At 44.8% G+C, this 14,439-nt stretch carries 14 protein-coding genes; 5 read left to right on the top strand and 9 right to left on the bottom strand.

Translation table 11 applies throughout. The annotated features are described in order from the left end of the window. Positions 1-11 precede the first annotated feature (11 nt). The 7 genes from ACFPTP_RS06800 to ACFPTP_RS06770 form a co-directional block, all read right to left on the bottom strand. Complete coding sequence (locus ACFPTP_RS06800) at positions 12-968, bottom strand: NAD(P)H-dependent flavin oxidoreductase (RefSeq protein ID WP_381443179.1); 957 nt, start codon at positions 966-968, stop codon at positions 12-14. 12 nt (positions 969-980) lie between these two features. Beyond that, a complete protein-coding gene (locus ACFPTP_RS06795) occupies positions 981-1,838 on the bottom strand; it encodes a polysaccharide deacetylase family protein (RefSeq protein WP_381443178.1) in 858 nt (285 codons plus the stop codon). Between the two features lie 145 nt (positions 1,839-1,983). Continuing rightward, a complete protein-coding gene (gene lpdA / locus ACFPTP_RS06790; RefSeq protein WP_381443177.1) occupies positions 1,984-3,396 on the bottom strand; it encodes a dihydrolipoyl dehydrogenase in 1,413 nt (470 codons plus the stop codon). Positions 3,397-3,400: 4 nt separating this feature from the next. Continuing rightward, the gene (locus tag ACFPTP_RS06785; RefSeq protein ID WP_381443176.1) at positions 3,401-4,747 is read right to left on the bottom strand and encodes a dihydrolipoamide acetyltransferase family protein; all 1,347 of its coding nucleotides are present in this window, start codon (positions 4,745-4,747) and stop codon (positions 3,401-3,403) included. A gap of 45 nt (positions 4,748-4,792) precedes the next feature. Then, positions 4,793-5,770 (bottom strand): alpha-ketoacid dehydrogenase subunit beta, encoded by a 978-nt coding sequence (locus ACFPTP_RS06780; RefSeq protein WP_381443174.1) that lies wholly within the window; start codon positions 5,768-5,770, stop codon positions 4,793-4,795. A 3-nt stretch (positions 5,771-5,773) separates the two neighbouring features. After that, entirely contained in the window at positions 5,774-6,889 is a 1,116-nt protein-coding gene (pdhA, locus tag ACFPTP_RS06775; RefSeq protein WP_381443173.1) for a pyruvate dehydrogenase (acetyl-transferring) E1 component subunit alpha, read from the bottom strand. Between the two features lie 250 nt (positions 6,890-7,139). After that, the gene (locus tag ACFPTP_RS06770; protein ID WP_381443172.1) at positions 7,140-7,781 is read right to left on the bottom strand and encodes a YkyA family protein; all 642 of its coding nucleotides are present in this window, start codon (positions 7,779-7,781) and stop codon (positions 7,140-7,142) included. 135 nt (positions 7,782-7,916) lie between these two features. On the opposite strand from ACFPTP_RS06770, the gene def reads away from it, so the two are divergent. The 3 genes from def to rnjA all read left to right on the top strand — a co-directional run bounded on the left by def (position 7,917) and on the right by rnjA (position 10,645). Further along, positions 7,917-8,474 (top strand): peptide deformylase, encoded by a 558-nt coding sequence (def, locus tag ACFPTP_RS06765; protein WP_381443171.1) that lies wholly within the window; start codon positions 7,917-7,919, stop codon positions 8,472-8,474. A 288-nt stretch (positions 8,475-8,762) separates the two neighbouring features. Next, positions 8,763-8,972, top strand: a complete 210-nt coding sequence (locus ACFPTP_RS06760) for a DNA-dependent RNA polymerase subunit epsilon (protein WP_252503735.1) — start codon at positions 8,763-8,765, stop codon at positions 8,970-8,972. A gap of 5 nt (positions 8,973-8,977) precedes the next feature. Continuing rightward, positions 8,978-10,645, top strand: coding sequence for a ribonuclease J1 (rnjA, locus tag ACFPTP_RS06755; RefSeq protein ID WP_381443170.1), 1,668 nt, complete (start codon positions 8,978-8,980; stop codon positions 10,643-10,645). A gap of 290 nt (positions 10,646-10,935) precedes the next feature. On the opposite strand, the gene ACFPTP_RS06750 is transcribed toward rnjA, so the two are convergent. Beyond that, positions 10,936-11,595 carry a potassium channel family protein gene (locus ACFPTP_RS06750; RefSeq protein WP_381443169.1) on the bottom strand — a complete coding sequence of 220 codons (660 nt, stop codon included), beginning with the start codon at positions 11,593-11,595 and terminating at the stop codon, positions 10,936-10,938. A 90-nt stretch (positions 11,596-11,685) separates the two neighbouring features. After that, positions 11,686-12,135 (bottom strand): TlpA family protein disulfide reductase, encoded by a 450-nt coding sequence (locus ACFPTP_RS06745; RefSeq protein WP_381443168.1) that lies wholly within the window; start codon positions 12,133-12,135, stop codon positions 11,686-11,688. A gap of 150 nt (positions 12,136-12,285) precedes the next feature. On the opposite strand from ACFPTP_RS06745, the gene ACFPTP_RS06740 reads away from it, so the two are divergent. Together ACFPTP_RS06740 and ACFPTP_RS06735 are read left to right on the top strand one after the other, a co-directional pair. Continuing rightward, complete coding sequence (locus ACFPTP_RS06740; protein WP_381443167.1) at positions 12,286-13,740, top strand: hypothetical protein; 1,455 nt, start codon at positions 12,286-12,288, stop codon at positions 13,738-13,740. 155 nt (positions 13,741-13,895) lie between these two features. Beyond that, positions 13,896-14,438, top strand: a complete 543-nt coding sequence (locus tag ACFPTP_RS06735; protein ID WP_381443166.1) for a helix-turn-helix domain-containing protein — start codon at positions 13,896-13,898, stop codon at positions 14,436-14,438. The last annotated feature ends 1 nt before the right edge of the window (position 14,439 follow it).

Genomic DNA, 14,439 nt, shown 5'->3' with positions numbered 1-14,439 from the left:
AGCGCCTTTCCTTATGACCATTTTCTTCTGATGTCTTCCGCTTGCTTTACCATGCGGCTGATCAATTCCGCCACAGATGGTACATCTTCAATCATGCCGGCAACTTGTCCTGCCCATCCAAAACCGCTTTGATCATCTCCATTGTGGATGAACCTTCGATTGGCAACACCGCTAATATAGTCCTTTAGTTTATCATAATCAGCATGTTCCGCTTCCATACGTAAAATCTTTTCCGTCCAATTACCGGAAAGTGCTCTTGCAGGAGCACCGAGAGATCGTTTAATAACGACGGTACCCGTTTCCTCTGTTCGAAGAAGTGCTTGTTTGTATTCCTCTGACGCATGGACACATTCTTTTGTGGCGATGAAACGTGTGCCCATTTCAATCCCTTCAGCACCTAATGCGTGTGCTGCCATCCAGCCCCGTCCGTCACCGATACCTCCGGATGCGATGACGGGAATTTTCACAGCGTCGACCACTTGGGGAACCAAGACCATCGTACCGACATCATCACGGCCCAAATGGCCTCCACCCTCCTGCCCGACAACCATCACTGCATCCGCTCCTAGCGACTCGGCCTTGACCGCCTGCCTTTTCGCAGCGACCAACACGAGCTTCTTCACATCAGCATCTTTTACATAATCAAAGAAAGGCGCTGGATTTCCGCCTGTCACCGAAAGAACTTCTACCTTTTCCTCCAAAGCGACGTCGAGCAGATGCTCATATGGGCGTCCATGCTGGCCGATAGCAAAATTGACTCCAAAAGGCTTCGCTGTCCGCTTCCTCACCTTCCTGATTTCGGAACGCAATGCTTCCGGCGAATCCAAGCTCATTGCTGTAATTTGACCAAGCCCCCCTGCTTCTGAAACGGCAGCAGCTAAATCCGCATAGGCAAGATAGGCCAATCCACCTTGGACAATTGGATAGTCAATCCCCAGCAATTCCGTGACTCTTGTATTCCACTCCACTACGATTCCCCCTTATTCTCCCTCTTGTTTCTCATCCAATCCTTTAATCAGATTCGGATCAACAAATTCAAATCCTTTACCTCTTAATCCATTCACGATATCTCCCAAAGCATCTGCAGTCCAATCCCTGTCATGCATCAGCAAATTGGAACCGTTACGGAGCAGTTCCGTATTCACCATAATATCTGCAATTTTTTCCTTCGTCATATATTCTTTTTCGAAATCATACCCATAGGACCAGTTCATCAATTGCATCCCTTCGTCCATTGCAAGCGCTCTGCTGAAATCCGTATTGACCCCGAACGGAGCGCGGAAAAAGACGGGCCGTTCACCGGTAACCTCTTCAACTACGTCATTGACGGATATGATTTCCTCACGCTGCGCTTCCTCATTTAGCGTCTTTAAGTTTGCATGCGTCTTCGTATGGTTTCCGATAACAAATCCCATATCATATATTTCTTTCAAGATCGCTTTCTTTTCATCCGTGGCGATAAAATGGCCATTGACGAAGAAGATGGCGGGAGCGTTTAAACTTTTTAGCGTCTTCGCCATGTCGAGAGCCCTTTTATCTGGAGCGTCGTCAATTGTGAGAAGAACGACTTTAGGATTCGCATCACCGATCGGTTGAATGGAGTATGTTTTCGGATCCAGTTCGTATAGAGGAGCCTTTTCGGCAAGTTCTTTATCCTCCTCAGGTTCTGCCTCTGCCTCGGCATCTTGCTGTTCTTCATCTGTTACGATCTCTTCTGTTGCCTCTTCTAATTCGGTAGGTTGTGCGGCTTCGTCCGTTTTTTCCGGTTTCGCTTCTTCGTTGCATGAGGCTAATAGCAGCATGGAGAGAAGCGGTATGTATAGCAAACTTTTTTTCATATGATCCACTCCTTTTTACCGGATTATTAATCAATAAATTCATCCTACCATGACTCGGAAGGGACCTTCAAACGAACTGGGTACCAAAATTAGAAAAGCGTCCGAAAGGCACTTTGGCCACCGGACGCTATCTTTCTATCTTTAATTATTTTGTAATCATATGAATCGGTTTACCCAAAGCTACTTCTGCAGCTTCCATGGAAATTTCACCGAGTGTCGGGTGTGCGTGGATCGTCATTGCAATATCTTCCAATGTCATCCCCGCTTCGATTGCGAGACCAAGCTCCGCAATCATGTCGGATGCATTTTCACCGACAATTTGTGCACCTAATAGAAGTCCGTCTTCTTTACGTGATACAAGTTTGACGAATCCATCAGTTGCGTTAAGAGCAAGCGCACGGCCGTTTGCAGCAAACGGGAATTTGCCTGCCACTACATCAAAACCTTCGTCTTTAGCTTGTTGTTCATTCAAGCCGACTGTTGCAAGCTCAGGGTCTGTGAAGCAGACTGCAGGGATAGCCAAATAGTCAACTTCGGATTTCTCGCCGGAGATTGCTTCTGCAGCCACTTTTGCTTCATAGGAAGCTTTGTGCGCAAGTTGTGGTCCGGATACGATGTCACCGATTGCATAGATGTTCGGAATGCTCGTACGGCATTGTTTATCAACATCAATCAGACCGCGCTCAAGGAATTTGACTCCCATTTCTTCAAGGCCGATTTCATCTGTATTCGGGCGACGGCCAACAGTGACCAATACATAGTCCGCTTCGACCTTTTGCTCTTCGCCTTTAGCTTCGTACGTAACGACAACGCCTGTGTCTGATTCTTCAACACCTTTGGCAGATGCTTTAACAACGATTTCCACGCCTTTTTTCTTCAAGCCTTTTTTAACGATTTGCGTCATTTGCTTTTCGAAGCCAGCAAGAATGTCGTCTGCTCCTTCGATGATTGTCACTTTTGCACCAAGGTTTGCATAGGCTGAACCAAGTTCAGTACCGATATAACCGCCACCGATGACGACAAGATGCTCAGGAACTTCTTCCAAGTTAAGCGCGCCTGTAGAATTGATGACACGTTTCGTATACTTGAATGAAGGGATTTCAACCGGACGTGAACCAGTCGCGATAATTGCATTTTTAAACTTATACGTTTGGGAAGATGTTTCATCCATCACTTTAGCAGTGTTTGCATCGACGAAATAAGCTTCGCCTTTGACGATATCCACTTTGTTCCCTTTTAAAAGTCCTTCAACGCCGCCAGTCAGTTTTTTGACTACGCCGTCTTTGAATGCTTGCGCTTTTGAGAAGTCAAGTTTCACATCAGTTGCTGTGATTCCCATATCATCGGAATCTTTTGCGGATGCGTAACGATGCCCTACTGAAATAAGGGCTTTCGAAGGAATGCAACCTACATTAAGACATACGCCGCCGAGATTCTCTTTTTCGACGATCGTGACTTTCTGTCCTAACTGAGCTGCACGGATTGCAGCAACATATCCTCCGGGGCCGGATCCTACAACAAGTGTATCCACTTCGATTGGAAAGTCTCCTACTACCATTTGCTTACGCCTCCATTAATAAAAGTTCTGGATTACCGAGCAATTTCTTAATGTGGTTCAGAGCTTGCTGTCCTGTAACACCATCAATCACCCGATGATCGAATACCAATGATAATGCTAACATAGGTGCGGCAACAATTTCACCATTTTTTACTATCGGCTTTTCAGAAATACGGCCGATTCCAAGAATTGCAACTTCAGGATGGTTGATAATCGGTGTGAACCATTGGCCGCCTGCAGATCCGATATTCGTGATGGAGCAAGATGCCCCTTTCATTTCAGCAGGGCTCAATTTGCCATCCCGCGCTTTTTCGGCAAGTTGGCTGATTTCCTGTGAAATCGCAAAAACCGATTTCCGATCAGCGTGCTTAATGACCGGCACAAGCAATCCACGGTCTGTATCCGCCGCTATGCCGATATTGTAGTAATGCTTCTGGATGATTTCCTCTTTTTCATCATCAAGTGATGTGTTCAATTGAGGGAATTCACGCAGTGTAGATACGAGCGCCTTCACGACGTACGGAAGGTATGTGAGCTTAATATCTTTTTCAGCAGCAATCTCCTTGAATTTCTTACGATGCGCAACAAGTTCAGTCACATCGATTTCATCCAACAGCGTTACGTGAGGTGCCGTATGTTTGGAATTGACCATCGCCTTGGCAATCGCCTTACGGATTCCCGACATTTTTTCACGCGTTTCAGGGAAGTCACCTTCCAATGCGACAGGAGCTGCAGGCTTCGTTTCCTGTTCTTTCGATTTCACTTCAGCCGCAGCTTGAGTCTCTTCAGCCGCTTGAGCAGGCTGCTGTTGTCCGCCGCTTAGGAAGGCTTCGATATCTTCTTTGAGGACACGGCCATTTTTACCTGTCCCTTGAACTTGACGGATGTCGACTTCCTGCTCACGAGCGAACTTCCGGACCGACGGCATGGCAATGACACGTTTCGATGAAACATCGCCAGTTTGAGCTGGAGCAGAAGGTGCAGCTTGCTTTTGTTCAGGCTCATCCTTCTTTACTTCTTCTTTATCGATTTCCTGTCCTGCTTCCGCAGTTGCCTGGACTTGAGCTTCCGTCTCTTCTTTGCCCTCTTCTTTGACACTATGACTTTCATATCCAGGAGCGTCAAAACGGATTAAAACGTCACCAACTACAGCGACTTTTCCTTCTTCAACGAGAATTTCTTCTACTGTACCTGTTACAGGAGATGGGATTTCCACAACTGCTTTATCGTTCTGGATTTCAAGAAGCGTGTCGTCTTCATTGATTTTATCGCCTTTGGCAACAAACCATTTTACGACTTCACCTTCGTGAATCCCTTCCCCGATATCCGGTAAACGGAATTCAAATGCCACAAGAATCACCCTTTCGTATTGTCAGAGAGCCATTACGTCTCCGAATTAGAATGTCAATACTTTCTTCGCTGTTTCGATAATATCGTTTGCATCTGGCAGCCAAGCGTTTTCGCCTTGGGCAAATGGATAGACTGTATCAGGCGCTGTCACACGCAAAACTGGTGCTTCCAGGCTCAAAATCGCTCGTTCCGTAATTTCTGAAACGACATTCGCCGCAATTCCCGCTTGCTTTTGCGCTTCTTGAACAACGATCGCACGATTTGTCTTTTCAACAGAACCAATGATTGTTTCGATATCCAATGGCTGAACTGTCCGCAAATCGATGACCTCTACAGAGTGGCCTTCCTTCTCAAGCGCCTCTGCTGCTTTCAAACTTTCGTGCACCATTGCACCATACGTAATAATTGAAAGGTCAGTACCTTCACGTTTCACATCCGCTTTTCCTAAAGGAATCGTATATTCCTCTTCAGGAACTTCCTGTCTGAATGAACGGTAAAGCTTCATATGCTCCAAGAATACAACCGGATTCTCATCGCGTATTGCTGAAATTAATAAACCCTTCGCATCATACGGTGTAGATGGAATGACCACAGTCAAGCCTGGTTGGGATGCAACTATCCCTTCAAAGCTGTCCGCATGCATTTCCGGTGTAGCAACTCCGCCTCCAAATGGCGAACGGATCGTTACAGGCGCATTGTATTTACCACCTGTTCGGAATGATTGACGTGCCAATTGACCGCTGACTGAGTCTATCACTTCAAACAGGAAACCGAAAAATTGGATTTCCATGACCGGACGGAAACCTGTTAATGTCAACCCAACTGCAAGCCCGCCGATACCTGATTCAGCAAGCGGCGTATCAAATACACGCTCTTCGCCAAATTCTTTTTGCAGCCCTTCCGTCGCACGGAAAACGCCGCCGTTCACCCCAACGTCTTCACCGAAGACGAGGACGTTTTCATCATTTTTAAGCTCCGTGCGCATTGCATCGGTAATCGCTTGAATCATCGTCATTTGTGCCATCGGTTACTTCGACTCCTTCTCTGTATACATCTCAAATTGCTCCTGCAAATTGGATGGCATATCGCCTTTATACATGATTTTCATGAAATCTGTCACTTTTTGTTTTGGCGCCGCATCCGCCTTTTTGATTGCTTCTTTAATTTCTTCTTTTGCACGCTCGATCACTTCATTTTCCTTCTCTTCATTCCAAATGCCTTTGCCTTCTAGGTATTTACGGAAACGGATGAGCGGATCGCGTTTTTCCCATTCGTTGTCCGTATCGGAAGTACGGTAACGTGTCGGGTCATCTCCAGCCATTGTATGCGGACCGTATCGGTAGCACATTGTCTCGATTAACGTCGGACCTTCTCCGTTGATTGCGCGTTCTCTTGCGTCACGTGTTGCAACATAAACTGCAAGCGCGTCCATTCCATCAACTAAGATGCTTGGAATTCCGGCCGCTACACCTTTTTGAGCAAGCGTCTTCGCCGCCGTTTGCAGTTCACGAGGTGTCGAAATCGCATATTGGTTGTTTTGGATAACGAAAATTGCAGGCGAACGATATGCTCCTGCAAAGTTGATTCCTTCATAGAAATCACCTTGTGATGTACCGCCGTCACCTGTGTAAGTCATGGCAACTGCTTTAATTCCGCGTTTCTGGAATCCAAGCGCAACACCCGCCGCCTGGATATACTGGGCTCCGATGATGATTTGCGGAAATAGAACGTTCAAACCTTCAGGGAAAGCGCTTCCTAGATAATGTCCTCGGGACCATAAGAACGCCATATGTAATGGTAAACCGTGGAATATTAGCTGTGGGACATCACGATATCCCGGCAGAATGAAGTCTTCCTTTTCAAGCGCAAAGTGAGATGCAAGCTGGGATGCTTCCTGACCTGCAGTCGGCGCGTAAAATCCAAGTCTTCCTTGGCGGTTCAAAGAAATTGACCGTTGATCCAAAATTCTCGTATAGACCATCCGTGTCATCAATTCTGTCAATTGTTCGTCGGATAAGTTCGGATCCGCATCTTTATTTACAATCTCGCCTTCTTCATTCAAGATCTGGAACATTTCAAACTGTTCTTCAATAGAATGAAGCGTTTTCACCGGATCGAACTGCTTTTCTTTTTTTGCAGCCATGTCGGCAACTCTCCTTTTATCTGTATTATTTATTACTGTTACCAATATTGATACAACCGTCTTCACTAAACAGTATACTTAAAGAGGCCAAATAGGTCAATCACTGTTATTAACGGTGTTCGAGAATGCTTTTGTATTCTGAATTATAGTAAAGCGCAATACTGTACTACTACAATATTCCATCTGTATTATAATAGATTCACAAAAAGAAAAAGTGGAGCCTCGTTTGTCTCCACTTTACCCATTTCCTTTATTCTTCTTGTTCTAAACTTGAAAATACATCTTCTTTCAAGGAATTCACTTTTTTCGTCGCTTCATTAAACTCTCTGATGGCAGTTTGGACAATTGCATTCTGCGCGTTCACTTCCTCGACTTTCTGTTTCAAGTCATCAAGTTCGACATCTTCGGCTGAAAGCATGCCATAAAACTCCTTTTGGATATCGGCAAGCTTTTTATATTCCTCAATGAAAGCGGAATGTAGGTTATACCGTTTTTCCGCAACTTCTTTCAGCTTTAAAATTTGATCACTGCTAGTATCGGATGCCTTCTCTGCAATTGTGTCAAGCTCTTTGACAAATTCGCCTGCCTCTTTCATTGCAGCTTCCTCTTTGTCTATCAAAGCAAGCCTTTCATCTAACAGAGCTTCCAATTCTCCGATTTTCGAACGCAATTTGTCTACATCTTCTTTTGTCAATTCCATCGTTTCAGTGAATGTCTTTTGTTCTGCAATTTCAAGCTCAGTCAATTTACTTTGTGTATCTCGGTATTCAGTTTCCGACACATTCATTTTATTCAACGTTTCTGAAAGTTGCTTTTCGGTCGACTGCCCAATACTGCATCCGGATAAAGCCAACATGCCGATTGCAACTAAACTAACAACTTTTTTCTTCATAGAATTTCCTCCAATCTGAGTTTCACTATAAACGTATCCATAAAGCATTTCAAGCATGCACAAAAACCTTTACCCTCTTTTCAACGTTGGCTTATAATAGAAGTACAGCATGATTATCGAAAGGAAGAATATGCAATGATTTTAATGGATGATATTATTCGCGAAGGCCATCCGACACTGCGTAAAATGGCGGAAGAAGTGACATTTCCAATGGCCGCGGATGAAAGAAAGTTATGTAATGATCTACTTGAATACATTATAAATAGCCAGGACGAGGAAAAAAGTGAGCAGTATGGTTTACGTCCAGGCATCGGACTTGCAGCTCCGCAAGTGAACGTTTCAAAACGGATTTTCGCCTTGCATATTGAAGAAGAAGGCCAGAAACCGCTCAGCATCGTCGCTGTGAATCCAAAAATCGTCAGCCACTCTGTAGAGAGAACTTATCTCACATCAGGCGAAGGTTGCCTTTCCGTCGACCGGGATGTCGACGGCTTTGTACCGCGTTATGCGAGAATTACGGTGAAAGGATTCGACCCGGAAGGCAAGGAGTTCAAGATGCGGCTGAAAGGACTTCCCGCCATCGCCTTCCAGCATGAACTCGATCATTTGAACGGCGTCATGTTCTACGATCATATCGACCCTGCCGCACCATTCAAAGTCATCCCGGATGCCACTCCTTTCGAAAGGGACTAAAACAAGGAATTTAAACTTGACAGAAATTTCGAATTCCTATATAATGTCCTCAAGGAGTGATATGCCCATGTACAAGCGCCTCAAACGTAAACTGTTGAAACGGCTCAATGGCATACTCGGCAAAAAGACAATCGCATAGTCAACGCCCGCCACCACAACGGCGGGCTTTTCTTTTTTGTGATTTGATATTCCTTATAGATGAAGAAAATCATCATAGTTTATTTTAAACAAGCGACATGCTAAGATGAAGAGAAAGATTCAAACGAACGTAAAAAAGGAGAGCTTACCATGATTTACAAAGTGTACTACCAAGAAAACGCAACACAAGTACCAATCCGTGAAAACACAAAACATCTGTACATCGAAGCCGATTCTGAAAGATCTGTCCGCGAAAAGCTGAAGAACCGGGAGTACAATATTGAACTGATCCAGCTGCTTGAAGGCAAACACCTCGAATATGAGCAAGCATCCCCTCATTTCGAGCTTGAGCAGGTCTAAGCATTATGAAACTGATAAAAAATAACGAAACAGCTGTTTTCGCCCTAGGCGGACTTGGGGAAATCGGCAAAAACACCTATTGCGTCCAATTCCAGGACGAAATCATTCTCATCGATGCGGGAATCAAATTCCCCGAGGACGATTTACTCGGAATCGATTACGTCATTCCGGACTACACCTACCTGGAACGGAACGTCGAAAAAATCAAAGGCCTCTTCATTACACATGGTCACGAGGACCACATTGGCGGAATCCCCTATTTGCTGCGTAAGATCAACATACCGGTCTACGGCAGTAAATTGGCGCTCGGATTGCTCCGGAATAAGCTCGATGAACACGGCCTTCTGAGAACGACGAAGATGATCGAGTTCAAGGAAGATGATGTATTCAAATTCAGGAAAACTTCCGTCTCTTTCTTTAGGACAACTCATAGTATTCCTGACGCTTTTGGCGTTGTCGTCAAAACACCTTCGGGCAACATCGTCCATACGGGTGACTTCAAATTCGATTTCACGCCTGTCGGGGAACCTGCGAACCTTGCCAAAATGGCCAAATTCGGAAGCGATGGTGTGCTCTGTCTCCTATCGGACAGTACGAATGCGGAAGTGCCTAACTTCACGATGTCCGAAAGGAAAGTCGGCGATAGCTTGAATGAAATTTTCCGGAAAGTTGATGGAAGAATCATCTTTGCAACATTCGCCTCTAATATCCACCGTCTGCAGCAAGTGATTGAGGCCGCTGAACGATACGGCCGAAAAATCGCCATATTCGGCAGAAGCATGGACAATGCTATCACAATCGGACGGGAACTCGGGTACATCAACGCACCTAAAGAATTATTCGTGGATACCCAATCGCTTAACCGTTTGCCCGCGAACGAAGTGATGATTCTTTGTACGGGAAGCCAAGGTGAACCGATGGCTGCACTATCCCGTATTGCAAACGGAACACATCGTCAAGTGCAAATTCAACCAGGCGATACGGTCATCTTTTCGTCCTCGCCGATCCCAGGTAATACGCTTAGCGTCAATAAGACGATCAACGCCCTCTTCCGGGCCGGCGCCGAAGTCATTCATGGCGCACTGAATAACATCCATACATCAGGTCACGGTTCACAGGAAGAACAGAAACTGATGCTTCGATTGATCAAACCAAAATACTTCATGCCTATTCACGGTGAATACCGCATGTTAACAATGCATAAAGAGCTAGCAATCGGTTGTGATGTCGATCCAGACAATATCTTCATTATGAGCAACGGAGATGTACTTGCGCTAACAGAGGATTCTGCAAGAATTGCAGGGAAAATCCCATCCGGCGACGTATACATCGACGGAAGCGGCATAGGCGACATCGGAAGCGTCGTATTGCGCGACCGTAAAATCCTGTCGGAGGACGGATTGGTCATCGTCGTCGCTACAGTCGACAAGAAACGCAACAAAGTTGTTTCAGGACCGGATATCATTTCACGCGGATTTGTTTATATGCGGGAATCCGGAATGATGATCAGCGAAGCGCAGCATTTATTATCGAAGGAATTGAACAAGAAACTCGCAAACTCCCCTGCTGAAGCAGGTTCATTGAAAAGCGACATCATCGATATTCTTTCACCTTATCTTTACGATCAAACAAAACGCAGACCAATGGTATTACCTGTCGTTATGGAAGTCTGACTTACTAAAAAGCCCTCATAATGAGGGCTTTTTATTTTTAATATATTTAGCTAGGATTGAAACGGAAGGCGGCGACTCCTGCGAAAGCCGTGTCGAAGAACGGCTTTTGCGAGCACAAGCGAAGCGTTGCGAGCAATATTTTTTGCGACCCTTAAGGAGCAGGGTTTGTAGGGCTGCCTTAATTTCTGCAAAAGGCGCAGAAATACGGCAAATCGAACCCTTTGCGTTCGATTGGAAAGCGTCCGCCTGAAGTGAAAATCCAATTAATTACACAAAAAAAAGACCATTCATCAATGAAGGGCCTTCTTCTCAAATCTATGAATATCCAAATCAGATCCGATAACAATCAAAATGTCGTTCAGCTGAATCTCCTCGATTGCTGCCGGTGACACTAAAATTTGCGCTTCTCGCTTAATCGCCACGATATTGACTCCGTATTTCGCCCGGATATCTAGATCAATCAACGTAAATCCGGCAAGCTTCTCATTCGCACGAATCTCCGCAATCGAATATTCATCGGATAGTTCCAGATAATCCAAAATATTATTGGAAACTAAATTGTTTGCAATCCTTTTCCCCATGTCCCGCTCAGGATGGACGACTTGATCCGCCCCGATTTTCCGTAGAACTTTCGCGTGGTAGTCGTTCTGCGCTTTCACGGTGATTTTTTTGACGCCAATCTCCTTCAGGATAAGCGTTGTCAAAATGCTCGCTTGGATATTTTCTCCTATCGCAACAACGACATGTTCAAAATTCCGGATTCCCAATGACCGGAGTGCCGATTCGTCAGTCGTATCGGCCGCCACTGCAGTCGTCGCAATCTGTGCAAATTCCTCGACACGATCAGGCGAAATATCGATTGCCATTACATCCGCTTCCAATTCCACCAATTCGTTAACGATGCTTCCACCGAATCTTCCCAATCCAATGACGACAAATTCCTTTTTCATTCAATTCCGCTCCAATCCGCTATATGGATAAAATTAGTGTAGCATATTATTTTCGCGGGAAAAAGAAAAGACGACCCAAATTTGGCCGCCTCATCTATTCATCTCATTCAATAAACGGTCTACACGTTTCTTAAGCATGCTCATACCGCTTCGTTCTGTTTGATAATGGCGCAACTGCCCATTTTTATCGAAAACATAATAGGCAGGGACGTACCGGTTTTCAAACGCATCGGTTAATATCAATTCTCCGTCTACGCAGATAGGATGGGTAATATTATGCTCCGCGGCGACTTTTTTGATCTGTTGCAAGTTCAAATCATCTTCCGTTCGCGGCATATGTACCGCGATTACATTCAATCTTCCCTTATACCGACTTCGTAAGTTAATCATATAGGGCATATCCTCCTTACAAAGGTGGCAGCTGATTGACCAAAAATGGATGAGCGTCGGTCTACTCCCAACCAAGTCCGCTTTTTCACATCTTCCATTCAACCAGACGGTCGCTCCATCCAATTCCGGCAACTGTTCATATAATTTCATCCTATATCTCCTCCGAATAAAAAATCCCACTGCTTATTCTATGCGGACGAATTCGAATTCGGGATGGAATGTTTAGACGCACTTTGTCAAAGGGAATGATACAGTAAGTGGCTGGCCACTTATTGAGAAACCGACAGTGGAGGCAATGCTATGCCAATACCCCAGGAAGTAGAACAATTAAATATGATCCGTTCCCATATGACATTCATCCTTCCATTCGGCTTCGATCAGAAGAAAAGACGGGAAACGATCGAGAGCTTGGAAGCGAATGGATACACTTATTTTCATATAGATGAAGAGAATGAAAACATTATTTATGGAGATGGAATCGAAATTGCAGGCAAGGAACTCGAACAATACTTCTATCCGTATATAGAACATAAACTCTTCCCCGGTTCGCCTGAATTGAAGGGCTTCCATCGATATACAGCACTGATTCAAAAAGGTCATATCATGCAGCTGAGGAATGAACGGTATGATTTTTACATAAGGAGCATCGATATCATCCTTGGGCCTTTTGGAATCGCATTCCTGGCATTGCGGATCGAGATGGAAAATGCCTCCGCGGATTTAAGCGACGTCCTTGATTTCATCCAACATTTCCGTGCTATTGAGCCGAATCTGAAGGAAAGCGCAGGAGCTATGATCTGCATTCCCGGAACAAGACAAAAATTTTCCATCCACGATTACTTATTCGAACATTTATGCCCTTTTATTAAAGAGACTGTTTTACATGACAAGAAACTGAAAGGTCATTTTGCATCGCTTCCCTATTTCGAGGATGAAAGGATGTTCGTTTCTTCTTTCCTGATTACGGAAACTGGAGCGGAGATTTCAGATCAGCAGCTATACCGGATCGGAAATTTGAATGGTAGGAGTCCCGATGGATCCCCTTTCATTTCTTCAACGAATCCGGATTATATTCGACGTTCATTGTCTGAGTCATTGCATGACCGTTGGGTGCCCCATTTGTATATGATTGCAACCGAGCATGGCTTCTCTGTCGTATCCAATCGGCCGCGAGAAGAATTGACGAATGAATTATCCCAGTACATGGGAACGCATTATTATAATTTGCTGCTTCATTACTTCTATAAAATAATGCTTTTGCGCGTTTCCTTCGAATACAGTGAAATCGATTGGAAAAAGGATGAGTTTTACGTCAGATCGCTTATTCAACTGATCACTGTTTTTTCATCGTCGTATTATTTCAAGGAAATCAGCACCCGATCAGAAGGTAAGGAATTGGCGGAGTTGTTCAGGAAGACCTTTTTGATCGATGCGCTTTTCAATGAAGTGAGCAAGACGTTGCAAGAGTTATATAAGAGCCAGGAAAATAGCCAAGCTGGCCGATTGAATATGCTTTTATTCATTTTGACGATATTCACCGTCATATCTGGTATTTACGGCATGAACCTCGTTATTCCAGACTGGGAGGCCCCTTCAGGCTGGAAAGAATATCCCTCCTACACGGTATTCGAATGGATTTCATTGATCACTGCCGTCACGGGAATCGGATTATCGGTTTACTTGATCCTCTCCACATTTGGCCGAATGTACTTGCGAAGACGGCGACGGAACAAGCTAGACATGCTTGACCAATAGATTTAGCCATATGCCGGAATCCTGAAAATGGATTCCGGTATTTTTTAAAAAAACATCTTGATTTCCGAGGGGTATTTTGTATAATAAATAGGCTTAAAGTAAACACAAAGTTCAGTAATACTAAACTCCATGATTCAAGGAAGGAATTGTCGACCATGCATATCGGGAGTAAAATCAAAAGTCTTCGATTGAAAAAAGGATTGACCCAAGAGGAACTCGGGGAAAGGACCGACCTGACGAAAGGGTATATTTCACAACTGGAACGGGAACTCACTTCCCCATCCATCGAAACGCTATTTTCCCTTTTGGAAGTGTTAGGCACAACGCCGAAGGAATTTTTTGATGAGCCGAAGAAAAACATGAAAGTCGTCTACTCGCCTGCCGACCAAACAACTTATGTCAATGATGAGCTGAAGTATAGTATCCGCTGGCTCGTTCCCCGTTCGAATGAAAATGAGATGGAGCCGATCCATATTACATTCTCGAGGAACGGTGAATTCAAGCAATTTGAGCCTTCCCTTGCCGAAACGTTCATCTACGTTCTTTCAGGAAAAGTGGAAATTGAGCTCGGCAACCGGACTTTCACAGCGGAAAAGGGCGATTCGGTCTATTACGAAGCGTCCGATCATCATCGGATATCGAATGCAAATGACGGCCCGAGCGAATTGCTTCTTGTAGCGACAGAATCATATTTATGAA

This window comes from Sporosarcina koreensis (assembly GCF_042655825.1).
Taxonomy (GTDB): Bacteria; Bacillota; Bacilli; order Bacillales_A; family Planococcaceae; genus Sporosarcina; species Sporosarcina koreensis.
This window is presented reverse-complemented; position numbering and strand designations above follow the sequence as displayed.